This is a genomic window from Luteimonas salinisoli, from assembly GCF_013425525.1.
GTDB lineage: Bacteria > Pseudomonadota > Gammaproteobacteria > Xanthomonadales > Xanthomonadaceae > Luteimonas > Luteimonas salinisoli.
The window spans coordinates 22,816-48,358 of the sequence record NZ_JACCKA010000045.1 but is presented as its reverse complement, the minus strand read 5'-3'; the positions used below and the strand labels follow the sequence as shown (position 1 = coordinate 48,358).

Below are 25,543 nucleotides of genomic sequence, written 5' to 3'. Positions count from 1 at the left end.
AGCAGCAGCAGCACCGCCAGCACCGCCCACCAGGGCTGCAGCTCGCGCGGCGGCTGCGCCCAGGCGGCCATGCCGGTCTCGGGCGCATGGTCGGCAGCGCGTGCGCGCGCCGGCGCCGGCGGCGGCTCGAGCAGCGCGCGCAGCTGCTGCGGGAACGCCGCCTCCAGCAACTGCGGCATCGCCGCCGGCTCCAGCGCCCGGGTCAGGCGCAGCAGCCGCCCGCGCCCCAACGCGCCGCCCTCGGCCAGCGTCATGCCCAGATCGTCGCGCCACAGCGGCCGCAGCGCCGGGCCTTCTTCGAGCGTCGCCGCGGCATCGAGCAGGGCGGTACCGCCGGCATCGATCCAGCGCCGCACCTCGTCCGGCAGCGGCCCCGGCACCAGCCATACCAGGGTCCGGTCCGCCGCCGGCAACGCGACGTCCACGCCGCCGGCATCGAAGCGTGGCTGCGCCCCGTCGGTGTCCTGCCAGGCCTGCGCGGCCGCGCGCAGATAGCGCAGCGCCGGTGCGCGTTCCGCGGCATGCCGCACCGCCAGCGCCGGCGGCCCGGGCGGCGCGGACGCCGGCATCGCGCCCGGCAGTACCTGCCAATCCACCACGCGGGATAGCCTCGGGCGCTCGGCGTCGACGCCCTGGATCCGTTCGGGCACGAGCACGGTGAGGGCGACCTCCGCGGGCAGCCCGGCGTCGAGCTGGCGCAGCAGGCTGCTCAGCGGCAGCGGACCGTCCGGCTCCGGCTCGGCCAGCGGCGGGAAGCCGGGCGCCAGCCACCGCCGCTGGATCTCCTCGCCGTCCTCGGCGGCGGCGGCCAGCGCCGCCGGCTCGATGCCGGGCGCCGCGACGATCCAGCGCGCCGCTGCCGGCGCGCCGTACAGCACCGGCCGCGCCAGCCACAGCACCAGCAGCGCCAGCAGCAGCAGGCGCAGCAGCAGCAGCGGCCATTCGTCGAAGCGAAGGCGCTGCCGCGGTTTCGGCCGCCGGCGCAGCCAGCGCAGCGCGGCGAACGCGGTCGGGCGCTGCTCGCTGCGGCGCGCCAGGTGGATCGCCAGCGGCAACAGCAGCGCCGCCAGGGCCGCCAGCGCCGCGGGCAACAGCAGGCCGAAGCTCATGCGCCCCCCGGATCGCGTCCGGCACCGAACAGCCGCCGCAGCGGCTCGTCGAGCGGCCGGTCGAGCACGTATTCGGCATGGCGGATGCCGGCCGCGTCGAAGCGCGACCGCAGCGCGCGCCGCGCCGCGCCGAAGCGTTCCAGGAACTCCGCGCGCAGCGCGGCGCCGTCGCCGAGCAGCTCCTCGCCGGTCTCGGGGTCGATGAAGCGGCGGCCGTCGCGGAACGGGAAATCCCGTTCCTCCACCGTCAGCAGCTGGATCGCCAGCACCTCGCGCCGCGCCGCGGCCAGGCGTTCGGCCAGGGCGATGCAGTCCTCGTCGAAGCAGTCCCCGAGCAGCACCACCAGATCGTCGGGCGCGACCCGCTCCCACAGCGGCGCCAGCCGCTGCGGGTCGGGAAATCCACCCTCCGCGGCGAGCTCATGCAGGACCAGCAGCAGGCGGTCGCGCTGGCGCGGACCCGATCCGGGCGGCACCAGCTGCAGCCCGGCGGCGCGCAGCGCCACCAGTCCGCAGACATCGCCCTGCGCCATCGCCACTTCGGCGATGCAGGCGGCCAGCGCCCTGGCCGCATCGAGCCGCGTCCAGTCCGGCCGCGCGCCGTCGGCCTGCACCATCGACGCGCTGGCATCGAGCAGCACCCAGACCGTCAGCGGGCTCTCGCGCTCGGCCTCGCGCACGAAGAAGCGGTCGCTGCGCGCGTACAGCTTCCAGTCGATCTGGCGCGGTTCGTCGCCCGGCTCGTAGGCACGGTACTGAGCGAACTCCAGGCCCGCGCCGCGGCTGCGGCTATGGTGCATGCCGATGCCGCGGCGGCCGGCCGCGCGGCGCGGCAGGATTCGCAGCGCGCGCAGCCGGGCGCGGACCTCGGGCGGGACGGGGTCGTACACGGCGCCGGCCGGTCAGGCGTCGGGGAACGGCACGTCGCGCAGCAGCGCGGCGATCACCGCGTCTGCGTCGGCCTGCTCCGCCTCGGCGGCGAACGACAGCAGCAGGCGATGGCGCATCACCGGCGCCGCCAGCGCCAGCACGTCCTCGCGGGTGGCGGCGAGGCGGCCGTGCAGCAGCGCGCGCGCCTTGGCCGCCAGCACCAGCGACTGTCCTGCGCGCGGGCCCGCGCCCCAGCGCACGAAGCGGCGCACCGCGTCCGGCGCCCCCTCACCGGGCCGGCTGGCGCGTACCAGGCGGGTGATCCATGTCAGCAGTTCGTCGCCGACGTGCACCTCGCGCACCAGCGCCTGCAGCGCCAGCACCTCGTCGCCTTCCATCACCTGCGGCACCTGCGGGATCTTCGCGCCGGTCGTCTGCGCCAGGATCGCGCGCTCCTCGCCCTCGTCCGGATAGTCGACGCGGATCTGCAGCAGGAAGCGGTCCAGCTGCGCCTCCGGCAACGGATAGGTGCCGGCCTGCTCGATCGGGTTCTGGGTGGCCAGCACGAAGAACGGCGACGGCAGGTCGTGGGTGACGCCGGCGTAGCTCACGGTGCGCTCCTGCATCGCCTCCAGCAACGCGGCCTGGGTCTTGGGCGGAGTGCGGTTGAGCTCGTCCGCCAGCAGCAGGTTGGTGAACACCGGCCCCTGCTGGAAGCGGAAGTGGCGGTGCCCGGTGCCGTGGTCCTCTTCCAGCAGTTCGGTGCCGAGGATATCGCTGGGCATCAGGTCCGGGGTGAACTGCACGCGGTGGAAATCGAGCGCCAGCGCCTGCCCCAGCGTGCGCACCAGCAGGGTCTTGCCGAGTCCGGGCACCCCCTCGAGCAGGCAGTGGCCACCGGCGAGCAGGCCGATCAGCAGCTGCTCGACCACCTCCGCCTGGCCGACCACGGCCTGGCCGATCGCGTCGCGCAGCGGGGCGAGGCGGGAGATGCGCGCCTGGAGGTCGGATTCTGAAACGGTGTCGGTCATGGAGTGGCCTGTGGAATCGTAAAGAAGGTTCGTGGTGCAGCCGCCACAACCCGGCTCCCCCGGCCGCTTAGGCCCCGGAGCCCCCTGTAGAGCCGAGCTTGCTCGGCTGCGCGGGCTCCGAAGCCGAAAAGCAGCGGAGCAAGCTCCGCTCTACGCGAGGCTTCGGAGCCTGCAGCAGCGGAGCAAGCTCCGCTCTACGACGGGGGCGGGCTCATGCGGTCAGCGCGTACATGACGATGTTGACCGCGAACTTCGTGTTGTCCTCGGCCAGGAAGCGCTTGTTGCGCCAGTCGTAATCCCATTCGCAGCCATAGTCCTTGTTGCTGTAGAGCACGCCGAGGCGGCCGTCGATCTCGATGCCCTTGAGGTAGTCGTGCACCAGGTCGTCGCCCCAGCCGTTGAGTTCGAAGCTGGTGGCGGGCGGGCCGTCCGGAAAGCGGAAGAAGCTGCGGTACAGGGCGTGGTCGTTGGGCAGCTTGCGCAGCGCGCGCGGCCCGAAGACCGACGCCATCTGCGCCTCGAACGACTTCGCGAACAGGCCATCGATGTCGTGGTTGCAGTCGTCGGCGAAGACGAAGCCGCCGCTGCGCACGTAGCGTTCGAAGTTGCGGCGCTCGGCCGGGTTGAACTCGACCAGCTTGTGTCCGGCCAGGTAGCAGAACGGCGCTTCGAGCATCGCCGGGTCGGCCAGGTCCACTACCCGCTCCTCGGGATCGACGCGCAGGTTGGTGTAGTCGATCAGCGCGGTGACGACGTTGGAGGGCATGCGTGCGTCGACGTCCCAGTTGCCGGAGTCGTAGCGCAACCGCGTGAACCAGAAGTCGTACGCGGCGGCGGCGCGCAGCGGGCGCGGCAGCGCGGCGAACGCCGCCGCGCCCAGCGCCAACCGCAGGAACCCGGCGCGATTCATGCGCCCCCCGGACCGCGCCTTCCCCGGGCACGGGGAAGGCGGCGGGACCCTAGGAGCACGGGCTCGCGCAGCGCATCGCTACACCGCGTCCGACAGCGAGGTGAAGGTGAAGTCGCGCAGCTTCATCGGCGGCAGCATCATCACGAAGCTGGACTCGTCGCCGGCCACGCGCACCGGGCGACCCAGTTCCTCGATGTTGTTGAGCATGATCACCGGCGACTCGTTGAAGCGGAAGTTCTTCACCGGATACTTGAGCTCGCCGTTCTCGATGTAGAAGGTGCCGTCGCGGGTCAACCCGGTCAGCAGCACCGTCTGCGGGTCGACCATTCGGATGTACCAGGTACGGGTGACCAGGATGCCGCGCTGGGTGCCGGCGATCAGCTCGGCGGTGGACTTGTCGCCGCCGGCCATCAACAGGTTTCCGGGGCGACCGACCGCGCGCTTGCCCTGCTCCTTGGCCCAGAAGCGCGAATAGTCCAGCGCCACCACCTTGCCGTCCTCGATGATCGGCATGCGCTCGCGCGGCAGGCCGTCGTCGTCCCAAGGCATCACCGGGGCGTCGGCGTGCCACGGATCGGCGACGATGTTGACCCGCGGGTCGTAGACCTGCTCGCCGAGCTTGTTGCCGCCGCCCCTCTTGGACAGGAAGCTGCGGCCCTCGTCGGCGGTGCGCGCGTCGAAGAAGCGCATCATGAAGGACACCAGGCCGGCCGCGGCCGCGGGCTCCAGGATCACCGTGTACTTGCCCGGCTCGAGCGCCTGCGCCTCGGCCGACTCGCTGGCCTTGCGCATGGCCACGCGGATGTCGCGGTCGGCACGGAAGTCGCTGGCGTCCTTGAGATTACGCCCCACCCAGCCGGAACCCCGACCGTCCTCGGTGCGGACCGTGCAGGTGTAGTTGAAGTTGGTGACCCTCTGGTAGCCGAAATTGCCGTTGCTGTTGGCGAAGGCCTGGAAGCCCCGGCCGTCGTCCAGGAACCCCGCGGCGACCAGGTTCTCCTCGCGGCACGGGGCGATCGAATCGGCCGCTACCTGGGCGCGGAACTCCGGGGTGATCGCAGCGGTGGACTCGCTGAAGGTGGGGGTGGGCCGGTATTCCTGCTTCTCGATCGCCGGCATGAACTCGGGGTTCTCCGGTGCGAGGCGCGCCAGGTCCTCGGCGCGGCGCACCACGCGCTCGAGCGCGGCATCGTCGAACTCGTTGACCGTGGCGATGCCCACGCGCCGGCCGAACGCCACCTGCACGCCGAGTTCGGCGTCGGTGACGATGCCGCTGGTGGAGACGTTGTTGAGCGCGAAGCGGATGTTGCCGTCGATCGATCCGGACAGCGTGGCGGTGCACTCGTCGGCCGTCGACAGGGCGATGACCTTGTCGAGGATGGCCTTGGCTTGCTCTTCGGTGAAGATGGTCATGTGCTTGGAATCTCCTGGGCGCCGGTCAGCCGAGCGAGCGGGCGGTGTTGATCACGTTGATGCCGTTGAAGCGCGCGGTGGACGAGCCGTGCGAGACCGCCGACACCTGGCTGGGCTGGCCCTTGCCGTCGAAGAACGAGCCGCCGAGCCGGTAGTCGCTCTCGTCGCAGATCGCCGCGCAGGCGTTCCAGAACTCCGGGGTGCGGATCTGGTAGGCGACGTCCTCGATCATGCCGGCGATCTCGCCGTCCTTGATCTCGTAGAACAGCTGGCCGCCGAACTGCGCGTTGTAGCGCTGCTGGTCGATCGAGAACGAACCGTCGCCGACGATGTAGATGCCGTTCTCGACGTCCTTGACCATGTCGGCGACGCTCAGCTTGTCCTTGCCGGGTGCCAGCGACACGTTCGGCATGCGCTGGAACTGCACGCTCGACCACGAGTCGGCGTAGCAGCAGCCGTCCGACTCGGACTTGCCGAGGATGTGCGCCTGGTCGCGGATGGTCTGGTAGTCGACCAGCTTGCCGGCGGCGATCAGGTCCCAGCGCTTGGTCTTGACGCCCTCGTCGTCGTAGCCCACCGCGCCGAGGCTGCCGGGCTGCACCTTGTCGGCGAACACGGTGACGATGTCGCTGCCGTACTGGAAGCGTTCCTCGCGCTTGTCCAGGGTGGCGAAGCTGGTGCCGGCGTAGTTGGCCTCGTAGCCGAGCACGCGGTCGAGTTCCAGCGGATGGCCGATGGACTCGTGGATGGTCAGCCAGGTGTGCGACGGATCCAGCACCAGGTCGTACCGGCCCGGCTTGACCGAGGGTGCCTTCAGCTTTTCCTGCGCCTGCTTCGCCGCGGCCACGGCGTCCTCGCGCATGTCGTAGGACATGCCGTAGCTGATCACGCCGTTGGGCAGCACCGCCTTGCCCGAGGCGGCGCCGTCGAGGTACTCGTAGCCCATGCCCATCGGCGCCGACAGGCCGGCGCGGGTGCGGAACTTGCCGCTGTCCTTGTCGATCGCGGTCACCGTCATCGGCGCCCAGATCCGGTGCACGTCCTGGTCGATGTAGGAGCCGTCGGTGCTGGCGAAGTACTTCTGCTCGTTGACCAGGAACAGCATCGAGTTGACGAAGCTGGCGCCGGCGCCCATCGCCGCGGCGTTGACGCCGAGCAGCAGGTCGACCTTGTCCTTGAGCGGCACTTCCATCGAATTCTTCCTGATCGGCGTGCGCCAGGACACCTCGCCGACGCCCTCGACCGGCGCCAGCCGTACCGGCTCGGTCTGGATCCTGGCGTTGGCCTTGGCGATAGCCGTGGCCTGGCGCGCCGCCTGCGCCACGCCGTCCTCGGTGAGCGTGCTGGTGGCGGCGAAGCCCCAGGCGCCGCCGGCGATCACCCGCACGCCCGCGCCAATGGATTCGGTGTTGACCACGTTCTGCACCTTGTCCTCGCGGGTCATCACGAACTGGCGCAGGTAGCGGCCGATGCGCACGTCGCAGTAGCTGGCGCCGTCGCCGGTGGCCGCGTTCAGCGCGGCATCGGCCAGGCGCTTCTTGAGCGCCGGATCGAAGGTCGTCAGCAGCTCCTCGGCGGCGATCGCCTTGCCGAAGTACGAGGGCAGGACCAGGCCGCCCAGTCCGAGGCCGCCGAGGGCCAGGAAGTCACGTCGTTGCAAGGCAGCTCTCCCGTGATGGCGCCGCGGCGCGTTGCCGGCCGGGCTGAATGGGTTGCGGACGCACGCGCGACGGCTGTCGGCATGACCCTTCGATTCTTGCCGCCAGCCGGAGGAGCGTCAAATGACTTTTGGCATAGACGCGGCGCGAAACATCGCTCGTGCCGGGCATCGCCCCACCCTATCCCAGGCTGCGCGCCGTGTTGATGACGTTGACGCCGTCGAAGCGGGTGGTGGACGAGCCGTGCGAGACCGCCGACACCTGGCTGGGCTGGCCCTTGCCGTCGAAGAACGAGCCGCCGAGGCGGAAATCGCCGTCGTCGCAGATCGCCGAGCAGGCGCCCCAGAACTCCGGAGTGCGGATCTGGTAGGCCACGTCCTCGACCATCCCGGCGATCTCGCCGTCCTTGATCTCGTAGAACAGCTGGCCGCCGAACTGCGCGTTGTAGCGCTGCTGGTCGATCGAGTAGGAGCCGCGGCCGAGAATGTAGATGCCGTTCTCCACGCCTGCGATCATGCCGGCCGGGTCCAGCGGTTCGCGGCCCGGCGCCAGCGACACGTTCGGCATGCGCTGGAACTGCACGCTCGCCCAGGAGTCGGCGTAGCTGCAGCCGTGCGAGCGCTCGTGGCCGAGGATGTGGGCCTGGTCGCGGGTGGCCTGGTAGTCGACCAGCACCCCGTCGCGCACCAGATCCCAGCGCCCGGTCTTCACCCCCTCGTCGTCGTAGCCCACCGCGCCCAGGCTGCCGGGCTGCACGCGGTCGGCGAAGAAGTTCACCCGCTCGCTGCCGTAGCGATAGCCCTGCTCGCGCTTGTCCAGGGTGGCGAAGCTGGTGCCGGCGTAGTTGGCCTCGTAGCCGAGCACGCGGTCCAGTTCCAGCGGGTGCCCGACGTTCTCGTGGATGGTCAGGAACAGGTTGGTGGGATCGAGCACCAGGTCGTACCTGCCGGGCTTGACCGACGGCGCCTTCAGTTTCTCGCGCGCCTGCCGCGCCGCGGCCACCGCATCCTCGCGCATGTCGTAGGAGGTGGTGTAGGCCACCGCGCCGCCGGGCAGCTCCACCCGTCCGGCCGCGTCGCCGTCGAGGTATTCGTAGCCCAGTCCCATCGGCGAGGCGAGCCCGTCGCGGGTGCGGAACTTCCCGCTCTGCTTGTCGATGGCGGTGACGGTGAACGGCGCCCAGATCCGGTGCACGTCCTGGTCGATGTAGGAGCCGTCGGTGCTGGCGAAATATTTCTGTTCGTTGACCAGGAACATCCGCGAGGCGACGAAGTCGGCGCCGGCGGCCATCGCCGCGGCGTTGACCCCGAGCAGCAGCTCGATCTTCTCCGCCACCGGCACTTCCATGGCGTTGCGGCGTACCGGCGTATGCCATGCCACCTCGCCCACGCCCTGCACCGGCGCCAGCCGCACCGGCTCGGCCTGGATTTTCGCGTTGGCCCTGGCGATGGCTGCGGCCTGGCGCGCCGCCTGCGCCACGCCGTCCTCGGTGAGCGCGCTGGTGGCGGCGAAGCCCCAGGCGCCGTCGGCGATCACCCGCACGCCCACGCCCGTCGACTCGGTGCTGACCACGTTCTCCACCCTGTCCTCGCGGGTCATCAGCGACTGGCTCAGGTAGCGGCCGATGCGCACGTCGCAGTAGCCGGCGCCGGCATCGGTGGCCGCAGCCAGGGCGGCGTCGGCCAGGCGCTTCTTGAATGCGACGTCGAGCCGCGTCGGCAGGTCCTCGGCGGCGATGACGCGGCCGAAGGGCGGCAGCGCCAGCCCGCCCAGGCCGAGGCCGCCGAGTACGAGGAAATCGCGTCGTTGCAAGGGGATTCTCCCGATGATGCGCGGCTGGCGCGCGCGGGACCGGCGCGCGGGCGGGTCGATCCGGCGCGGGCCCGCCGCCCCGCATTCTTGCCGTGGCTCCGGCGACCGTAAACCACGGCTTGCGGCACATGCGCGGGCGCCTGCCCGCGTCTATCCTGCCCGGCTGACCGTCACCGGAGCCCCAAGATGCGCCATAGCCTGCTCGCCCTCGCCCTGCTCGCCGCGCTGTCGGCCTGCCAGCGCAGCGAGGCGCCCACCGGCCCCGCCGCCGGGCAGCCTTCCACCGCCGATGCGGCGGTGGACGCCGTCGCCGACGCGCGCTTCGCGCAGCTCTCGCAGCGTGCGCTCGACAGCTGGTTCGAAGTCTCGCCGGTGTCCGCCACGCAGATCGGCGAGCACCGCTACGACGGCGAACTCGACGACCTGAGCGCCGAAGGCCGCGCCCGCACCCTGGAGCTGGCCCGCGGGCTGCTGGCCGAACTGGACGCCATCGACGCCGCGCGCCTGTCGCGCGAGAACCAGGTGGACGCGGCGATCCTGCGCAACCAGCTGGAGGGCGAGATCTGGACCGCCGAGACCCTGCAGTCCTGGGCCTGGGATCCGCTGCTCTACAACAGCCTGGCCGGCGGCGCGATCTATGGCCTGATGGCGCGCGAGTTCGCGCCGCTGCCCGAGCGCCTGCGCTCGGCCACGTCGCGCATGGAGAAGCTGCCGGCGCTGTTCGCGCTGGCACGTGAGAACCTCGACCCGGCCCGGGTGCCGAAGATCCACGCCGAAACCGTGGCGCAGCAGAACCTCGGCATCCTCACCCTGGTCGACGAATTCATCACTCCGAACGTGGGTCGCCTGGAAGGCGCGGAGCGTGAGCGCCTCGACGCCGCCATCGCCGGCCTGCGCGAGGCGGTGGCCGAGCACCAGTCCTGGCTGGAGGACACCCTGGTGCCGAACGCCGCCGGCGATTTCCGCATCGGCACCGAGCGCTACGACCGGAAGCTGCGCTTCGCGCTGAACTCCGAGCTCTCGCGGGAGGAGATCCGCCAGCGCGCCGAGGCCGACCTCGCCCGCGTCCGCGACGAGATGTACACGATCGCCCGCGGCGTGCTGAAGGATGCGCCCGACGCGCCGGAAATGCCCGATCAGCCCGACGACGACCAGCGTCAGGCGGCGATCGAGGCTGCGCTGGAGCTCGCCTATGCCGAGAAGCCGGGCCGTGACGAGGTGGTCGACTTCGCCAAGGAGACGCTGGCGCAGGCCACCGCCTTCACCCGCGAACACGACCTGGTGACGGTCCCGGACGACCCGGTGCAGATCATCCTGATGCCGGAATTCCAGCGCGGCGTAGCCGTCGCCTATTGCGACTCGCCCGGCCCGCTCGACAAGGGCCTCGACACCTACTACGCGATCTCGCCGATCCCGGACGACTGGAGCGACGAGCAGAGCGAGTCGTTCCTGCGCGAATACAACGACCGCATGATCCACCTGCTGTCGATCCACGAAGCGATGCCGGGCCACTACCTGGAGGGCGCGCACTCGGTGAAGCACCCCTCCACCCTGCGCGCGGTGCTGCGCTCGGGCCCGTTCGCCGAAGGCTGGGCGGTGTACACCGAGGACATGATGGCCGACGCGGGCTACCTCGACGGCGACCCGCTGTTCCGCCTGGTGCAGCTGAAGTTCTACCTGCGGGGGGTGGCCAACGCGATCCTCGACCAGGGCGTGCACGTCGACGGCTGGGACCGCGACCAGGCCATGGAGCTGATGGTCCGCACCACCTTCCAGCAGGAGCGCGAGGCCGCCGGCAAGTGGGTGCGCGCCCAGCTCACCTCGGCGCAGCTGCCGACCTACTTCGCCGGCGCCCAGGAGCATTTCGACATGCGCCGCGCGGTCGAGGAGCAGCGCGGCGAGGCCTTCGATCTCAAGGCCTACCACGACGAGGTGCTGTCCAAGGGCGCCCCGCCGGTGCGCTTCGTGCGGCAGCTGATCCTGGACGAGCCGATCGGCTGACCGGCACGAGTCCCCGGCAGGGCCGGTGCGGGGGCGAGCGCAGGCGCACGAGAAGGGCGATACTGGCGGCGCGCCCGCGATCCCGCCGCGCAGCGGCGCGGATCGGACGCGGCGGCGCGATCCGCTGCCGTTCGCTGGCGCCCGGGCGGCCTCGGGCCTGCCGCTCCGAGAGAATGCATCGCCCTCGACTAGACTCCGGTCCTGTTCCGCGGAGGCGACGACCGATGGGAAAGCGCACGAGAAGGACGTTCCCCGACCAGACCGCCGCGCTCCGGCCGTGAGCGCCGCTGCGCCCGACGACCCGCCCCTTCAGGCGCCGCCGGGCAGCGCGCTGCGCCCGGTCCAGCGCCGCCGCGGGCACGGCGAACACCGCTACGACGACCACGTCGCCGAGGAGGTGCCGGTGGCCTTCGTCTACAACGATCTGCCGTTCGCGGTGATGATGGCGACGCCCGCCGACCTGGAGGATTTCGCGCTCGGCTTCGCGATCAGCGAGGGCATCGTCGCCGACGCGGGCCAGGCGCGCATCGAGAACGTCGGGCACCTGCTGGAAGGGGTGGAGATCCGGCTGCGCATTCCAGGGCATCGCGCGCAGGCGCTGGAACGGCGCCGGCGCAGCCTGAGCGGACGCAGCGGCTGCGGCATCTGCGGCAGCGAACTGCTGGAGGCGGCGCTGCGCCGGCCCGACGCCGTGGGCCCCGGGGTGACGATCGCCGAGCGCGCGCTGTACGCGGCGCTGCGGCAGCTGCGCGAGGGCCAGGCACTGAACGCCCGCACCGGCGCCACCCATGCCGCCGGCTGGGCCGATGCCGACGGCCGGATCCTGCTGCTGCGCGAGGACGTCGGCCGCCATAACGCGCTCGACAAGCTGATCGGCGCCATGCTGCGCGGCAGCCACGATCCGCAGGCCGGTTTCGCCGTGGTCACCAGCCGCGCCAGCTACGAGATGGCGATGAAGGCGGCCGGCGCGGGCATCGCCCTGCTCGCCGCGATCTCGGCGCCGACCGCGCTGGCGATCTCGCTGGCCGAGCGCGCCGACCTCACCCTGATCGGTTTCGCGCGCGAGGACGGCTATGCGGTCTATACGCATCCGCATCGCATCGACGCGGGCGACCGGGCACCCGCATGAGCGCGCAGCGGCTGGTCGAGAAGGCCAGCGGCGCCGTACCATGCTGCCTGACCTTTCCGACCGGCTCGCCCATGCCCCTGCTGTCGCTGACGCCGGCCGCCCCCTGCCCGCCCTGGTCGAGTTCGGCAGCGCAGGAGGGCTGACCGGCACACCGGGCCACCCGGGACCGCGCGCCGCGCGGCGCAGCGAAGAATGCAGGGGAAGGGAAGGATGGGAATGCTGCCGGAAAGCCTCGATGATCACCGTGTCCGCGCGGCGGACGTGCGCAGCGTGGTGGACGGCGCCGTGCACTGGGAGCCGGTCCGCTCGCTCTGGCTGATCGCAATGGCGCTCGGCGCGACGGCCGGAGGCGCGCTCACCTTCCGCTGGAGCGCCTTCGCGCTCTTCGTCGCTTCCACCGCCGCGATGCTGCTGCTCGGACACTCCCTCGGCATGCACCGCAAGCTGATCCACGACAGCTTCCAGTGTCCGAAATGGCTGGAATACTTCCTCGTCTACTGCGGCGTGCTGGTCGGACTGGCCGGCCCGCTGGCACTGCTGCGCACGCACGATCTGCGCGACTACGCGCAGCGCCTGCCGCACTGCCACGATTTTCTCGCGCATCGGCGTTCCTTCCTGCGCGACGGATGGTGGCAGCTGCACTGCGAGCTGCGGCTCACGCGCCCACCGCGCATCGACATCGAATCGCGTATCGCCGACGATCCGGTCTACCGCTTCCTGCAGCGCACCTGGATGCTGCAGCAGCTGCCGTGGGCGCTGCTGCTGTGGTGGTGGGGAGGCTGGGCGTTCGTGTTCTGGGGCGTCTGCGCCCGCGTGACCGCCGGGATCTGCGGCCATTGGCTGATCGGCTGGTTCGCGCACAACCATGGCCCGATGCACCACGAGGTGCGTGGCGCCTGCGTACAGGGCCACAACGTACGTTTCGCGTCGCTGCTGACGATGGGCGAATGCTGGCACAACAACCACCACGCGTTTCCCGGTTCGGCCAGGCTCGGCCTGCACGCCGGCGAATGGGACCCGGGCTGGTGGACGCTGCTGGCGCTGCGGCGGCTGGGCCTGGCCTGGGGGATCCGCCTGCCGAGCGACCTCCCGCACCGGCCCGAACTGGTCGGCACCGCCCTCGCGCGCAGCCGTGCGCCGGCGGAGGCCGCGCTCGCCTACAGGAGTCTCCACGAATGAACGAAGATCACGCACCCGACCAGCGGCAGCCGGAACTCCCCCCGGGCACCCCCGCACCCAAGCCGGCAGCGCCCATCCAGCTGCGCAACTACCTGCCGTTCCGGCTACCGTGGCCGATCCTGGCCGGTGCCGGCGTCGGCCTGGTGTTGCGGCTCTTCTTCAGCGCCGCACCTGGACACGCCTACTCGGCGATGGCCGGCAGCTTCATCCTGCTCGCTCCCATCGCGGTCGGCGCGGTGACCGTCTACGCCGCGGAGCGGCAGCAACGTCGCAGCTGGGGCTACTACTTCTTTGCCCCGTTCCTGGCCAACGTGCTGTTCGTCGTCGGCACCCTGCTCATCCTGATCGAGGGCTGGATCTGCGCGATCCTCATCATTCCGCTGTTCGCTACCCTCGGCGCGCTCGGCGGCCTGGCGATGGGCGCGATCTGCCGCTGGACGCGCTGGCCCAAGCACGCGACCTACAGCGTCGCCGTGCTTCCGCTGCTGCTCGGCGCGTTCGAGCCGGGCACCGGCCTGCCGCAGCGGCTCGACGACGTGGAACGCACCGTCACCATCGCCGCACCGCCGGCGGAGGTCTGGAAGCAGATCCACCACGCCGATGCGATCCGCCCCGAAGAAATCGATCGCGGCTGGATGTACCGCATCGGGGTGCCGCTGCCGGTGTCGGGCCTCACCGAGGACACCGCCGAGGGCCGCGTGCGCCGCATCCGCATGGGCAAGGGCATCCGTTTCGACCAGGTGGCGACCGAATGGGTCCCGGAGCGCCGGGTCGTGTTCCGCTACCGCTTCAGCGAAGACTCGATCCCGCCGCGTGCGCTCGACGACCACGTGCGCATCGGCGGCGACTACTTCGATCTGGGCGATACGGTCTACACCCTGGAACCGGTCGGCGACGCCACCAGGCTCACCCTGCAGATGCGCTATCGCGTCAGTACCCGCTTCAACTGGTACGCCGAGCCGCTGGCCAAGCTGCTGATCGGCAACTTCGAGGACACCGCCCTCGCCTTCTATCGCCGGCGCAGCGAAGCCGCGGCGGAGGCCGCGGGACCCGAGGCGCCGGCGGCGCGGCATCCCGCGCGGTAGCGGATTCGACCGCGCGCAAGCTGTGCGATCGGCGCACAGCCGCTCATCGATCGGCGCGCTGGCAGGCGGCGCCTGCAGGCGCCAGCATCGCTTGCACCTCCACACCGAGCCTCGCGATGATGTCGAAATCGGAATCTCCCGGCCGCTCCGGCTCCGCAGCGGCGGTCGTCCGGGCACAACACCACCCCGCAGACCACCCCGTCGCCGTCGATTCGATGCTGCCGGGCCATGCAGTTGTCACGCGACCCATGGCATGCTCTGATCGGCGCGCCGATCGTCGCTCGCCCTTCGAGATCCGGAAGCCGCCCCGCCCACGCCTGCATCCCCCGCGCAGCCGCCGAGCGGACGAACCGCCGGCTTCCGCCAATGCCGAGGAATCCATCATGACCTCACGCCGCGACTTCCTGACTTCCACCACGCTCGCCGCGACCGGCCTGGCGCTGGCGCCGCTGGCCGCCTGCAGCCGCGAGAACCCGGCACCGCCGGCCGCGCCGGCGACTTCCGCACCCACGCCGCCGGTCGCGTCGGCGCCCGCGGCCGAGGCCGGCCCACTGCTGACGCGCGCGATCCCGGCCACCGGCGAGCGGATCCCGGCGATCGGCGCCGGCACCTCCGGCAGCTACGAGGTACCGATGGGCTCGGGCGAGTTCGAGACGCTGAAGGAAACCATCCGCGTGTTCTTCGAGGGCGGCGGCAGCGTGTTCGACACCTCGCCCAACTATTCCAACGCCGACGAAGTGCTCGGCGCGCTGCTGGACGAGGGCGGCTGGCGCGAGCGCTGCTTCCTCGCCACCAAGATCGCCGAAGACGATCGCGCCGCGATGGAGGCCCAATGGGCCGAGACGCTGCGCCGCCTGCGCACCGACCGCGTGGAACTGCTGCAGGTGCACAACCTGCGCGCCTGGGAGATCGCCCTGCCCTACGCCCGCGAGCTGAAGGAGCAGGGGCTGACGAAGTACATCGGCCTCACCCACTACCTGGAAAGTGGTCATGCCGACCTCGAACGCATCATGCGCGCGGAACGGCCCGACTTCATCCAGATCAATTACTCGGTCACCGCGCCGCAGGCGGCTGACTCGCTGCTGCCGGCGGCGCAGGAACTGGGCGTCGCCGTCCTGATCAACCGCGCCTTCGACGACGGCAAGCTGTTCGCGCAGGTCAAGGACAAGCCGCTGCCGGCATGGGCGGAGGGGGTCGGCGCCGCCAGCTGGGCGCAGCTGTTCCTCAAGTTCGCCATCAGCCATCCGGCGGTCACCGCGGTGATCCCGGCGACCGGCAAGCCCGACCGCCAGGCCGACAATCTCGGCGCCGGCACCGGCGCCCTGCTGGACGAGGACCAGCAGGCCGAGTTGATCCGGATGTTCGCCTGATCCCCGGCAGCCGAGCGGATGCGCGGCATGCTCTCACGGCTGTTCAACCTCCGGCGCGACGAAGTCGCGCCGGTGCTCGTCGCCAGCCTGTTCTTCTTCTTCATCCTGACCGCGTTGATGCTGCTGCGCCCGGCGCGCGATGCGCTGGGCATGGAGCGCGGGATCGAGGAGGTCCGCTGGCTGTTCGTCGGCACGGCGGTTGCCACGCTGCTGGTCAACCCGATCTTCGGCTGGATGGTGAGCCGCTTCCGGCGCCTGCATTTCATTTCGGCCACATACGCCTTCTTCGCCCTGAGCCTGGTCGGATTCTGGGCGCTGCTGCTGTTCGCTCCGGGCGCGGTGGGCGAGCGCAGCGGCCAGGTCTTCTATGTCTGGTTCAGCGTGTTCAACCTGTTCGTGACCATGGTGTTCTGGGCGCTGCTGGCCGACCGGTTCTCCAGCGAGCAGGGCAAGCGCTTTTTCGCCCTGATCGCGGTCGGCGGCACTCTGGGCGCGATCTTCGGGCCGTGGCTGGCCTCGCGGCTGGCGGAGCCGCTCGGCACGCCCAATCTGCTGCTGGTGGCCGCACTGCTGCTCGCGCTCGCCATCGCCACGGCATGGCTGCTGGTCTGGATCCGCCCGGACCGGCGCACGGGAACGGCGGAGGCGCAGCTCGCAACGCCCCAGGCGGAAGAGGCCGTGCGTATCGGCGGCAGCGCCTGGGCCGGCTTCCGCGCGGTGTTCTCCTCCCCCTATCTGGCCGGGATCGCGGGCTTCATCGTCATCATGACGGTCATGGCGACCTTCATCTATTTCACCCGCCTGCAGATGGTGGCCGCCGCCGTCGACGATCTCGACGCGCGCACCGGCCTGCTCGGCAGCATCGACATGTGGACGCAGATCGCGGTGCTGGCGCTGCAGGTGACGCTCACCGGGCACATCATCAAGCGTTTCGGCCTGGCGTTCGCGCTGGCCGCGCTGCCCATCGCCACGGCCATCGGCTTCATCGGCCTGGCGATCTACGGCTCCTTCGTCGTGCTGATCCTGCTCGAAGCGACCAATCGCGCCGTGCAGCGCGGCCTGACCCGTCCGGCACGCGAAACCCTCTACACCGTGGTCGGCCGCGAGGACAAGTACAAGGCCAAGGCGTTCATCGACACCTTCGTCTACCGCGCCGGGGACGTGATCGGCGCGCAGACCGAGGGCCTGCTCGGGCGCCTGGGGCTGGCGCTGGGCGGGTTGGTCAGCGTGGTGCTGCCGCTGGCCGTGGTCTGGGCCGCGCTGGGGATCTGGCTGGGACGCGCCCAGCAGCGGCGTACCGCCGCACGATCGGCTCCCTAGTCCCTAGCGCCCTGGAGCGATCCGGTACGGCTCGGTCGTCCGCGGCTCGACGGTGCCGTCGTCGTGATCGTTGTAGGTCCGGAACTTCCGGTACAGCCTGGCGACGGTGTCCCGGTATTCCTCCAGGTCGATCAGGTCCCTTTCCTGGCCCAGGTCTGTCGCCAGGTCGTACAACTCCCGCGCGCCGACCTCGTTGTCGACTACGAGCACGAGACTGCCCTCGCGGATCGCGCCCTCGTAGGCGAACCCGGCCTGGTAGAGGGCGAACTCGCGCAGCGGTTCGCGCTCCGACTGCCGACCGGTGAGGACCGGCAGCAGCGACAAGCTGTCCATCGCCTGGTCCTCCTGCATGTCCTGGCCCGTGAGCTCGTACATCGTCGCCACCCAGTCCTGGCCCATGATCAGCTGGTCGGAAACGGTATCGGGCGGGATCACCGAGCCGGCCGCGGTGCCGTCGCCCCATTTGGCGATGAACGGGACGCGGTGGCCGCCTTCGTAGACCGAGGCCTTGTAGTCGCGCAGCGGGCCGTTGTTGTCGTGCGCCGGATCGCCGTAGCGGGTGATGTGCGGCCACAGCGCGCCGTTGTCGCTGGTGAAGAAGATCAGGGTGTCGTCGGCGATGCCCTTCTCCTCCAGCTTGGCGATGATCCTGCCGACCTGCAGGTCCAGCTCGTAGAGCACGTCGGAGGTCATCGCCCCGGTCCTGCCGTAGACCTGCTCGTCGATGGTGCCCGGGTCGCCGTCGAAATCGAACGGCGGCGAATGCGGGACATGGATCGCCTGCGAGGCGAAGTAGACCAGGAACGGCTGCTCCTTCCCGCTCGCCCTGTTCGCTTCCACGTGGCTGTCGATGAAATCGACCGCGGCATTGGTCAACCGGATGCCGGCCTGGCTCGAGTCGTAGTCGACGTCGCCCCGCGCCGGCACCTTCGCGGCCTCCACGATCTCGGACAGGCCGTTGCCGCTCACCAGGTAGAAACCGTCGTTGAGCAGGCGGGTGCTGGAGTTGTCGGCGGGCTTGCCGGGATCGACCGGGACGAACCTGCCGTTCTCGAAATACGCGTAGGGCTCGTGCTGGATGCCGCTGGGCAGCCCGAGCCAGTAGTCGAAGCCGTGCTCGCCGAGGCCGTCGCCGATGCCGCGGCTGAAATCCATGGTGTTGAGCTTGTCCTTGTCGCGGATCGGTTCGCCGTCGCCGTCGCGGACGTCGCCGCCCAGATGCATCTTGCCGAAAAAGGCGGTGCGGTAGCCGGCGTTCTGCAGGATCTCGCCGACGGTGACGTGGCGGCCCGCCCTGGTCAGGTGCCCGTTGTGGCTGAAGCCGGAGCTGACGTTGACGTCCCAGCTTCCGCCGGCCCGGCCGTTGCGGTAGGGATGGCTGCCGGTGAGCATGCTGAAGCGCGAAGGCGCGCACAGGGCGGCCGGGGAATGCGCATCGGTGAAGCGCATGCCCTGCTGCGCCAGCCGGTCGAGATTGGGCGTCGGCACCTTCCCGCCGTACACGCCCAGGTCGCCGAAGCCGACGTCGTCGGCCAGGATGAAGACGACGTTGGGCAGCTTGCGCCGGGGCGGCGCGTCAGCGGCCGGTTGAGCGTGGGCACCCACCAGCAACACGATCGACAGCAAGGTCGCCGCCCCGGCGATCGCGCCGGCATTCCTTCGCGCGTGGCCGCTTCCGGGCGCCGATGCCGCCCGCTGCGCTGCTTGGTGTCGCATCATCCCTCCCAGCACTGAAAACGTTTTCATGCCAGCTTTTAGACTATGCATCCTCCTCCGCGCCAGTCAATACGGCGCTTGCCGGCGTGCAGCCCGATTTGTTGACTTCGTCAACTATCTGGCGGATGCTCGGCCCGAGGAGGTGATCGCCATGTCGCTGGACCCGACCCCCGCGCAGATCGCTGCCGTGCGCGGCTTCAACCGCTACTACACGCAGCGCATCGGCGTGCTGCAGGAGCGCCTGCTCGACAGTCCCCACTCGCTGACCGAAGTGCGCCTGCTGTACGAACTGGCGCATCGCCCCGGCGTGAGCGCGTTCGAACTGGCGACCGACCTCGGGCTCGACCGCGGCTATCTCAGCCGCATGCTCAAGCGCTTCGAGTCCCGCGGCCTGATCGCCAGGACCAGGTCCACCACAGACGGCCGCCGCCACCATCTGCGGCTGACGCCGGCCGGCCGGCACACCTTCGCAATGCTCGACCGGCGTTCGGCCGGACAGGTCGCGACCCTGCTGGGCGCCTTGGACCCGGAGCGGCGCGAGGACGTGCTGGCGGCGATGCGCGCCATCCACGACGGCCTGGAAGGCATCGCCTCGGCCTCGACCGAAGTCGTCCTGCGCGGCCACCGCCCCGGCGACATCGGCTGGGTGGTGCAGCGCCACGGCGAACTGTACTGCCGGGAATACGGATGGGACGAACGCTTCGAGACGCTGGTCGCCGAGATCGCCCTACGCTTCGTACGGACGTTCGATCCGCGGCGCGAGCGCTGCTGGATCGCCGAGCGCGGCGGCGAACGCCTCGGCTGCGTTTTCCTGGCCGCCGAGAACCGCGCCGAAGCCAGGCTGCGGATGCTGCTGGTGGAGCCGCACGCGCGCGGCCTCGGGCTGGGCCGGCGCCTGGTGGGCGAATGCGTGCATTTCGCACGTACGGCCGGCTATCGCTGCATCGTGCTGTGGACCCAGTCCAACCTGCATGCCGCCCGCCACCTCTACGCCGAAGCCGGCTTCCGCAAGACCGCCGAGACGCCGCACGACGACTTCGGCGAGGGTCTGATCGCCGAAACCTGGACCCTCGGCCTCGCCCCCCCGTAGAGCGGAGCTTGCTCCGCTGCCGTCTCCCCGAAGCCCGGCCCCGCCACGCTGGCAGGTCTTGCAAACCACGCAACCAGCCCCTTCGCGCGGTTGCCGGGGCAGGCGCAGCAGGGGAGCGGGAAAATGGAGAGCAGCGGAGCAAGCTCCACTCTACGGTCGCAGGGTCGCGATCGCGCGCACGGGGAAGGTGCCGACCCCGGCAAAGCGCGGCGGCAGCGCGCTGAAGCGGAAACCGTCGTCGGGCAGCACCACCAGATTGCAAAGGTGCTCGACGATGGGGATCTCCGCGCCGAGCAGGAGCGTGTGCACCGGCCGTTCCCTGCCCCGGGTGTCGTCGATGTTCATCGAGTCGATGCCGACCAGGCGCACGCCGCAGTCGCGCAGGTAGCGCGCCGCGTCCGCGGTCAGATGCGGATGGTCGACCGCATACGACGGCCGGGTCCAGTGCTCGTCCCAGCCGGTGTGCACCAGCACCGCGCGGCCGCGCAGCTCCCGGTCGCGGAAATACCCGGCATCGATCGCGCGCACCCGGCGGTGGTCGGCGCGCACCACAACGGCCTCCAGGTCGGCGAAGGCCTCGGCCGGCATCTGCGCCAGGTCCTTGCCATCCCGGTAGCGGTGGAACGGGCTGTCGACGTAGGTGCCGGTATTGGCGACCATGTCGATCGAAGCGATCTGGAATTCGGTACCGTGCGCGTAGAGCTCGCGCGAGCGTTCCCGGCTGAGGAAATCGCAGATGCGCGGCGCCGGCAGGCCGGGATAGGTGACCGTTCCATCGGCCACCACGTGGCTGAGCTCGACGATCGCGCGCGACCGCCCGCCTGCGGGCCGGTTGCGCTTGTGCGCCTCGGCGATGATCCGCTTGCCGAGGATCCGCGCCGGCCCGACCATCAGCAGGCGCAGGTCGCGCACGATGTAGTCGACCAGCGCGGCATCGTCGATGTCGTCGCCGTCGATGTCGAGACGGAAGCCCTGCCCCTGGATGCCGCCGCCGTTGGTGAACTCGATCTCGAAATCGAATTCCACGCGATGCTGTGCCGTCATGCCGTTCCTGTTCCTGTTCGACCAAGTGTCATTCGTCGCCGCCATCGTCCATGGCGACGTGGCCGGGCTGCCGGCCGACGCGTTCCAGCCAACCCGTCACCGCCGGAAAACGGCCCAGGTCGAACCCGCCTTCGTGCGCGACATGCGTGTAGGCGTACAGCGCGATGTCGGCGATCGTGTAGCGTTCGCCTACGAAGAACTCTCGTCCGGACAGATGCGTTTCCATGACCGCGAGCGCCGCGTATCCGGGTGCTGTCTTCGCCTGCAGCGCGGCCTCGTGCGTCTGCGGCCGCCCCAGGTAGCGGATGATGTAGCGCGCAACGGCGATATTGGGCTCGTGGCTGTACTGTTCGAAGAACAGCCACTGCAGGACTTGCGCCCGTGGCAGGCGTTCACCGGGCAGCAGGTGCGTGCCGTCGGCCAGATAGGCCAGGATGGCATTGGATTCCGGTAGATGGATGCCTTCCCCGATTTCCAGCAGGGGAATCCTGCCGCCGGGATTCCTGGCGAGAAACTCCGGCGTTCGGGTCTGTCCGGCAAGAATGTCGACGTGCACCCATTCGTGCGGAAGATCGAGCAGCGCCAACAGCAGCCTGACCTTGTAGCAGTTTCCGGAAAGCGTGTCGCCGTAGACCTTGAACATTTCGCATCACCTGCGCTTTCACCACTCAACGTGACCGCGCTCCGCTACGCTCATCCCGCCTTCCGCTGGCTCAGGGCCACGCTGCCCAGGATCAGGGCGCCGGCGATGGCCATCGACCAGGTCAGCGGTTCGCCGAGCAGCATCCAGGCCCAGGCGACGCCGAACAGCGGCACCAGATAGGTTACGCCGACCGCGCGCGCGCTGCCGACGCGCTGGATCAGCCGATAGAACATCACGAACGCGACGCCGGTGCACAGCACCCCCAGCGCCGCGGCCGACAGCCACGATGCGGCCGGGATCTCATGCTGGGGCCAGCGCGCGATCGCCAGCGGCAGGGTCAGCAGCGCGGCGCACGACAGCGTGGCTGCCGCTACCGCGGCGGGCGGCAACCCGGTCAGCTGTCGCCGTACCATGTTCGCGCCGATGCCGTACAGGAATGCCGCCAGCGTGCCGGCGGCGACCGCCCAGCCGATGCTGGCGCCGGCGGTCTTGCCGGCCGCCAGCACCACCACGCCGGCGAAACCCGCCAGCAGCGCGACCGCGCTGCGGGTGCCGATGCGCTCGCCAAAGAACAGGAACCCGACCAGCACGGTGAACAGCACCGCCATGCTATTGGTGATCGCGCCGATGCCCGCCGGCGCATGCCGCGCCGCCCAGGCGAACAGCACGAACGGCACCGCCGAGTTGATCGCGCCGATCAGCGCCAGGCGCGGCCACAGCTGGGCCGGGAACGCGGCCCTTGCGCGCCATAGGAACGGCAGCAGCACCACCGCGCCGAGCGCCAGGCGCAGTTCCACCAGCGCCACCGCGCCGAAATCCGGCGCGGCCACGCGCATGAACAGGAACGAGGCCCCCCAGATCGCGCCGAGCAGCGACAGCTCCAGCGGCGTGAGCCAGTCGCCGACGATTCGCGCGCGCCGAGCCTCCGCTGCACCGGCGCCCAGGGCGCTACAGGAGTCGTGCTGCATACGATATTTCCTCGAGCCGGAGCGGTTGCGGGTCGATCACCAGCAGCGTGCCATGGCTGCCTGCAGCGACGCCATGCACGGTCCCGGCGGGAACGACGTACAGCTCGCCGGCATCCACGGTGACCGCCTTGCCTTCGACCTCGAGCAGCAGGCGTCCGTCGACCACCAGCAATGCCTCGTCGTGGTCGTGGACCTCGTGGGGGTGGAGACGCGTGTCCATCCGCAACAGCTTCAGCCGCGCACCGGCGACGGCGGCGACGGCCGTGGATTTCCAGGACTGCGGCAGATCGGCAGCGAGGGCGGGCAGAACGAACGGTGTCGCGGCCGTTTCGGGCCTGGGTTGGGCGATCATTTCAGCGGTTCCGGCAGTCGTCTGACTTGCCATTGTCGGCTTTGCCAAAAGCGGTGCAAGCGCGTACTTTGGGCGCCAGACACAAACCAGACTTGTGGCTCGATGAAGACCAGAGCGGACTGGCTGCCGGCCCTGGCGGCGTTCGAATCGGCGGCCCGGCACCAGAACTTCGCCCACGCCGCCGAGGAACTGCATCTGACCGCCAGTGCGGTCAGCCATCACGTGCGCAAGCTGGAGGCTCGAATGGGCGTGCCGCTGTTCCAGCGCCACGCGCGCGGGGTCTCGCTGACCGCCGAGGGCCGGCAGCTGGCCGATGCCGCCGGCAGCGCCATCACCGACATCGACGGCGTGGTGCAGGCCCTGCGCAGTCGCCGCGACGAACGCCACGTGGTGCGCGTCACCACCCTGCACTCGCTGACCCATTCCTGGCTGCTGCCGCGGCTGGCGGATTTCGCCGCGGCGCACCCGGACCTGCGCGTCCACGTCGATACCGAGGTGGCGTTGACCCGATTCGACGATGGCGGCCCGGACCTCGGCATCCGCCATGGCCCCGGCCACTGGCCGGGCCTGTCGTCCAGGCACCTGATGGACGAGACCATGTTCCCGGTGGCCTCGCCGTCGCTGCCCGGCCTCTCCCGCATCCGCGGCGCGGGCGATATCGCCGCGCTGCCGCTGCTGGCCGACAACAACCGGCAGGGCTGGCACGACTGGTTCCGCCATGCCGGCCACCACGGCGTGCGCATCGATCCGCACTACGTGTTCAGCGACAGCACCGACGTGCTCGAGGCGGCGGCGCATGGCCTGGGCATCGGCCTGGCGCGCCAGCGCATCGTCGCGCCGTGGCTCGAGAACGGGCGGCTGCGGCAACTGCCCGGGCCGGAGATGACGGGGCGCTTCGCCTACTACATCGTCCATCCCTCGCACCGGCGCCTGCGCCCCGAGGCGCAGGCGCTGGCCGACTGGATGCTGGCGCAGGCGCCCGACTGAGGCAGCCGCGGCGTTGCGCCGCGCCATCGCGAACTTCGGAGCCAGCGGCGCCCGGGCCGGGGAGTGCTGCGCAGCTCGGTCGGGCCATCCATGGCCTGCTCTCCGCATTTCCCCGGCCCGGGCGCCGTCTCGGCCATTTGTTTTCGGATGCTCGGTAGCCAGTCCCTCCAAAGCTCATCAACGTTCAGGCGGGAGTCGCGCCGGGGGTGTTGCGGAGAGCAGACCATGGATGGTCTGCGGCCCTGAGTCCGGCCATGGATGGCCGGACCGAAGGGCGGAGCAACGCCCCCGGCGCGGCTCCCGCCCCGCGCGGTCGATCGAAGGCGCTCTTCCCTCTTCCAAAGAGCAACTGCCAGACGCGGCTATTCACTGGCGCAGCCCCGTAGCGACGGTGATGGATGAGTTCGACGGATAGGACTGCCTGGCGCGGCGACGGTGATGAATCCCCGCAACGGATGGAACTGCCTGGCGCGGCGACGGTGAAAGATCCCCGCAACGGATGGGGCTGCCTGGCGCGGCCGCTGTGACATATTCGCCGGCCGCGCGAATCATCTTTCCGACGCGGCAGAGCGCCGCACGGGATCCGATGCCGAGGATGGAGATCGCCACCCCCATGGCCACCGACGACCGCGCCCGCTTCGAGACGCTGCTGAGCCGGCATCGCGGCATCGTGCTCAAGATCGCCGCCAGCTACGCGTGGCACGCCGAGGATCGCGCCGACCTGACCCAGGACATCGCGACGCAGCTCTGGCGCGCCTTCCCCGGCTACGACCCGTCGCGGCCATTCCCCACCTGGATGTACCGGATCGCGCTGAACGTCGCGATCGGGCACGTGCGCCGCCACGCGCCGCATTCCCGCCTGACCGTGCCGTTCGACGAAGCGCTGCACGACACCGCGGACGACCTCACCAATGATCGCGACGGCCTCGACCGGATGCGCCTGCTGCAGCGCTTCATCTCCGACCAGCAGCCGCTCGACCGCGCCCTGCTGCTGCTCTACCTGGAGGAGCGCAGCAGCCGCGAGATGAGCGAAGTCCTGGGCATCGGCGAGAGCAACGTCACCACCAAGATCAACCGGCTCAAGCAGCGGCTGCGCGACTACGCGGCGGCCGCCGGCCACGACTGAGAAGGAACACCCGATGGAACTCGACGAACTCAAATCCGCCTGGCGTGCGCTCGGGCACCAGCTGGAGCGCCAGGACGCGATCCAGTTCCAGCTGCTGCGCGACAGTCGCCTGGAGCGGGCCAGGCGCAGCCTGCGTCCGCTGATGCTCGGGCAGACCCTGCAATTCCTGCTCGGCGTCGCGCTGATCGGGCTGGGCGTGGCGTGCTGGACGCGCAATCCCGAGGTCCCCGGGCTGCTGGCCGCCGGCATCCTCGTGCATGCATTCGGCGTGGCCAATGCGGCCCTGGCCGGCATCACCATGGCGCTGGTCGCCAGGGTCGACTACTCGGCGGCGGTCCTGCGCATCCAGAAGCAACTGGCGACGCTGCGGCGCTTCCATGCCTTCAATGCCAACATCTGCGCCCTGCCGTGGTGGATCATGTGGCTGCCGGTGGTGGTCGCGTTCGCCGGACTGGGCGACGCTCCGCCCGGGTCCGCGACGCCGGCCTGGGTCTGGATCGGCCTCGGCGTCGGCCTGGCCGGGCTGGCCGGGACCTGGCTGTACGCATGGAGCGGCAGGCGTACCGCGCGCCAGGCCGATCGCGACCGCGCCGACGGCGCCGACGGGATCCGCAGGAGCGAGCGCATCGTCGACGAGCTGGCAAGCTTCGAGCGCGACTAGCCCGCCGCCCTCCGTGTCGGCAGGGCCGCGGCGGTTGCGCTAGTCTCGTGGCCCTGCCTCCCGTCCGGC

At 70.4% G+C, this 25,543-nt stretch carries 22 protein-coding genes; 10 read left to right on the top strand and 12 right to left on the bottom strand.

The features are described from left to right. The 7 genes from H0E84_RS06405 to H0E84_RS06375 form a co-directional block, all read right to left on the bottom strand. Nucleotides 1-1,109 (bottom strand): BatA domain-containing protein (locus H0E84_RS06405; RefSeq protein WP_180677807.1); only part of this gene is annotated, 1,109 nt, incomplete at its 3' end. Beyond that, nucleotides 1,106-1,999: a DUF58 domain-containing protein gene (locus H0E84_RS06400; RefSeq protein WP_345776282.1), complete on the bottom strand. Its 894-nt coding sequence runs from the start codon at nucleotides 1,997-1,999 to the stop codon at nucleotides 1,106-1,108. The genes H0E84_RS06400 and H0E84_RS06405, both read right to left, overlap by 4 nt. A 12-nt stretch (nucleotides 2,000-2,011) precedes the next feature. Further along, nucleotides 2,012-3,010, bottom strand: a complete 999-nt coding sequence (locus H0E84_RS06395) for an AAA family ATPase (RefSeq protein WP_180677806.1) — start codon at nucleotides 3,008-3,010, stop codon at nucleotides 2,012-2,014. A 211-nt stretch (nucleotides 3,011-3,221) separates the two neighbouring features. Further along, nucleotides 3,222-3,920 (bottom strand): DUF4159 domain-containing protein, encoded by a 699-nt coding sequence (locus tag H0E84_RS06390; protein WP_180677805.1) that lies wholly within the window; start codon nucleotides 3,918-3,920, stop codon nucleotides 3,222-3,224. A gap of 78 nt (nucleotides 3,921-3,998) precedes the next feature. Then, on the bottom strand, nucleotides 3,999-5,333 hold the full coding sequence (locus tag H0E84_RS06385; RefSeq protein WP_180677804.1) for a TldD/PmbA family protein: 1,335 nt from the start codon (nucleotides 5,331-5,333) through the stop codon (nucleotides 3,999-4,001). Nucleotides 5,334-5,358: 25 nt separating this feature from the next. Further along, nucleotides 5,359-6,993 carry a TldD/PmbA family protein gene (locus tag H0E84_RS06380; protein ID WP_180677803.1) on the bottom strand — a complete coding sequence of 545 codons (1,635 nt, stop codon included), beginning with the start codon at nucleotides 6,991-6,993 and terminating at the stop codon, nucleotides 5,359-5,361. 178 nt (nucleotides 6,994-7,171) lie between these two features. Next, nucleotides 7,172-8,803, bottom strand: a complete 1,632-nt coding sequence (locus H0E84_RS06375) for a TldD/PmbA family protein (protein ID WP_180677802.1) — start codon at nucleotides 8,801-8,803, stop codon at nucleotides 7,172-7,174. A 186-nt stretch (nucleotides 8,804-8,989) separates the two neighbouring features. On the opposite strand from H0E84_RS06375, the gene H0E84_RS06370 reads away from it, so the two are divergent. The 6 genes from H0E84_RS06370 to H0E84_RS06345 all read left to right on the top strand — a co-directional run bounded on the left by H0E84_RS06370 (nucleotide 8,990) and on the right by H0E84_RS06345 (nucleotide 16,887). Further along, nucleotides 8,990-10,804, top strand: coding sequence for a DUF885 domain-containing protein (locus H0E84_RS06370; RefSeq protein ID WP_180677801.1), 1,815 nt, complete (start codon nucleotides 8,990-8,992; stop codon nucleotides 10,802-10,804). 277 nt (nucleotides 10,805-11,081) lie between these two features. After that, nucleotides 11,082-11,933 carry a formate dehydrogenase accessory sulfurtransferase FdhD gene (fdhD, locus tag H0E84_RS06365; RefSeq protein WP_180677800.1) on the top strand — a complete coding sequence of 284 codons (852 nt, stop codon included), beginning with the start codon at nucleotides 11,082-11,084 and terminating at the stop codon, nucleotides 11,931-11,933. Between the two features lie 210 nt (nucleotides 11,934-12,143). Beyond that, entirely contained in the window at nucleotides 12,144-13,112 is a 969-nt protein-coding gene (locus H0E84_RS06360; RefSeq protein WP_180677799.1) for an acyl-CoA desaturase, read from the top strand. Then, complete coding sequence (locus H0E84_RS06355; protein WP_180677798.1) at nucleotides 13,109-14,197, top strand: SRPBCC family protein; 1,089 nt, start codon at nucleotides 13,109-13,111, stop codon at nucleotides 14,195-14,197. The genes H0E84_RS06360 and H0E84_RS06355 overlap by 4 nt, the downstream gene beginning before the upstream one ends. 383 nt (nucleotides 14,198-14,580) lie before the next feature. Continuing rightward, on the top strand, nucleotides 14,581-15,567 hold the full coding sequence (locus H0E84_RS06350) for an aldo/keto reductase (protein WP_180677797.1): 987 nt from the start codon (nucleotides 14,581-14,583) through the stop codon (nucleotides 15,565-15,567). Between the two features lie 27 nt (nucleotides 15,568-15,594). Next, nucleotides 15,595-16,887: an NTP/NDP exchange transporter gene (locus tag H0E84_RS06345; protein WP_219339622.1), complete on the top strand. Its 1,293-nt coding sequence runs from the start codon at nucleotides 15,595-15,597 to the stop codon at nucleotides 16,885-16,887. Nucleotides 16,888-16,890: 3 nt separating this feature from the next. Here the strand turns inward: H0E84_RS06345 and H0E84_RS06340 are convergent, their stop codons facing one another. Then, a complete protein-coding gene (locus tag H0E84_RS06340) occupies nucleotides 16,891-18,633 on the bottom strand; it encodes a sulfatase family protein (RefSeq protein ID WP_180677795.1) in 1,743 nt (580 codons plus the stop codon). Between the two features lie 121 nt (nucleotides 18,634-18,754). Here H0E84_RS06340 and H0E84_RS06335 point away from each other — a divergent pair, with 121 nt between their 5' ends. Then, nucleotides 18,755-19,693, top strand: coding sequence for a bifunctional helix-turn-helix transcriptional regulator/GNAT family N-acetyltransferase (locus H0E84_RS06335; RefSeq protein WP_180677794.1), 939 nt, complete (start codon nucleotides 18,755-18,757; stop codon nucleotides 19,691-19,693). A 150-nt stretch (nucleotides 19,694-19,843) separates the two neighbouring features. Here H0E84_RS06335 and H0E84_RS06330 read toward each other — a convergent pair whose 3' ends face one another. The 4 genes from H0E84_RS06330 to H0E84_RS06315 are packed head-to-tail and all read right to left on the bottom strand — an operon-like array spanning nucleotide 19,844 to nucleotide 22,700. After that, nucleotides 19,844-20,737 carry a cyclase family protein gene (locus tag H0E84_RS06330; protein ID WP_180677793.1) on the bottom strand — a complete coding sequence of 298 codons (894 nt, stop codon included), beginning with the start codon at nucleotides 20,735-20,737 and terminating at the stop codon, nucleotides 19,844-19,846. A 28-nt stretch (nucleotides 20,738-20,765) separates the two neighbouring features. Further along, nucleotides 20,766-21,380: a glutathione S-transferase family protein gene (locus tag H0E84_RS06325; RefSeq protein ID WP_180677792.1), complete on the bottom strand. Its 615-nt coding sequence runs from the start codon at nucleotides 21,378-21,380 to the stop codon at nucleotides 20,766-20,768. A 50-nt stretch (nucleotides 21,381-21,430) separates the two neighbouring features. Continuing rightward, entirely contained in the window at nucleotides 21,431-22,348 is a 918-nt protein-coding gene (locus tag H0E84_RS06320) for a DMT family transporter (protein WP_180677791.1), read from the bottom strand. After that, nucleotides 22,329-22,700 (bottom strand): cupin domain-containing protein, encoded by a 372-nt coding sequence (locus H0E84_RS06315; protein WP_180677790.1) that lies wholly within the window; start codon nucleotides 22,698-22,700, stop codon nucleotides 22,329-22,331. Before H0E84_RS06315 ends, H0E84_RS06320 begins: the two co-directional genes overlap by 20 nt. Before the next feature lie 102 nt (nucleotides 22,701-22,802). On the opposite strand from H0E84_RS06315, the gene H0E84_RS06310 reads away from it, so the two are divergent. The 3 genes from H0E84_RS06310 to H0E84_RS06300 all read left to right on the top strand — a co-directional run bounded on the left by H0E84_RS06310 (nucleotide 22,803) and on the right by H0E84_RS06300 (nucleotide 25,474). Then, nucleotides 22,803-23,687: a LysR substrate-binding domain-containing protein gene (locus H0E84_RS06310; RefSeq protein WP_180677789.1), complete on the top strand. Its 885-nt coding sequence runs from the start codon at nucleotides 22,803-22,805 to the stop codon at nucleotides 23,685-23,687. A 595-nt stretch (nucleotides 23,688-24,282) separates the two neighbouring features. Further along, nucleotides 24,283-24,813, top strand: coding sequence for an RNA polymerase sigma factor (locus tag H0E84_RS06305; protein WP_180677788.1), 531 nt, complete (start codon nucleotides 24,283-24,285; stop codon nucleotides 24,811-24,813). Between the two features lie 13 nt (nucleotides 24,814-24,826). Further along, a complete protein-coding gene (locus tag H0E84_RS06300; protein ID WP_180677787.1) occupies nucleotides 24,827-25,474 on the top strand; it encodes a serine/threonine protein kinase in 648 nt (215 codons plus the stop codon). Nucleotides 25,475-25,543 lie beyond the last annotated feature (69 nt).

Bases quoted from the DNA above. Each gene is read 5' to 3' on its own strand.
- H0E84_RS06325 (WP_180677792.1), bottom strand. From the start codon at position 21,380: ATGTTCAAGGTCTACGGCGACACGCTTTCCGGAAACTGCTACAAGGTC.
- H0E84_RS06345 (WP_219339622.1), top strand. From the start codon at position 15,595: ATGCTCTCACGGCTGTTCAACCTCCGGCGCGACGAAGTCGCGCCGGTG.
- H0E84_RS06385 (WP_180677804.1), bottom strand. From the start codon at position 5,333: ATGACCATCTTCACCGAAGAGCAAGCCAAGGCCATCCTCGACAAGGTC.
- H0E84_RS06305 (WP_180677788.1), top strand. From the start codon at position 24,283: ATGGAGATCGCCACCCCCATGGCCACCGACGACCGCGCCCGCTTCGAG.
- H0E84_RS06335 (WP_180677794.1), top strand. From the start codon at position 18,755: ATGTCGCTGGACCCGACCCCCGCGCAGATCGCTGCCGTGCGCGGCTTC.
- H0E84_RS06310 (WP_180677789.1), top strand. From the start codon at position 22,803: ATGAAGACCAGAGCGGACTGGCTGCCGGCCCTGGCGGCGTTCGAATCG.
- H0E84_RS06330 (WP_180677793.1), bottom strand. From the start codon at position 20,737: ATGACGGCACAGCATCGCGTGGAATTCGATTTCGAGATCGAGTTCACC.
- H0E84_RS06370 (WP_180677801.1), top strand. From the start codon at position 8,990: ATGCGCCATAGCCTGCTCGCCCTCGCCCTGCTCGCCGCGCTGTCGGCC.
- H0E84_RS06355 (WP_180677798.1), top strand. From the start codon at position 13,109: ATGAACGAAGATCACGCACCCGACCAGCGGCAGCCGGAACTCCCCCCG.
- H0E84_RS06390 (WP_180677805.1), bottom strand. From the start codon at position 3,920: ATGAATCGCGCCGGGTTCCTGCGGTTGGCGCTGGGCGCGGCGGCGTTC.
- H0E84_RS06395 (WP_180677806.1), bottom strand. From the start codon at position 3,010: ATGACCGACACCGTTTCAGAATCCGACCTCCAGGCGCGCATCTCCCGC.
- H0E84_RS06300 (WP_180677787.1), top strand. From the start codon at position 24,827: ATGGAACTCGACGAACTCAAATCCGCCTGGCGTGCGCTCGGGCACCAG.
- H0E84_RS06360 (WP_180677799.1), top strand. From the start codon at position 12,144: ATGGGAATGCTGCCGGAAAGCCTCGATGATCACCGTGTCCGCGCGGCG.
- H0E84_RS06320 (WP_180677791.1), bottom strand. From the start codon at position 22,348: ATGCAGCACGACTCCTGTAGCGCCCTGGGCGCCGGTGCAGCGGAGGCT.
- H0E84_RS06340 (WP_180677795.1), bottom strand. From the start codon at position 18,633: ATGAAAACGTTTTCAGTGCTGGGAGGGATGATGCGACACCAAGCAGCG.
- H0E84_RS06315 (WP_180677790.1), bottom strand. From the start codon at position 22,700: ATGATCGCCCAACCCAGGCCCGAAACGGCCGCGACACCGTTCGTTCTG.
- H0E84_RS06350 (WP_180677797.1), top strand. From the start codon at position 14,581: ATGACCTCACGCCGCGACTTCCTGACTTCCACCACGCTCGCCGCGACC.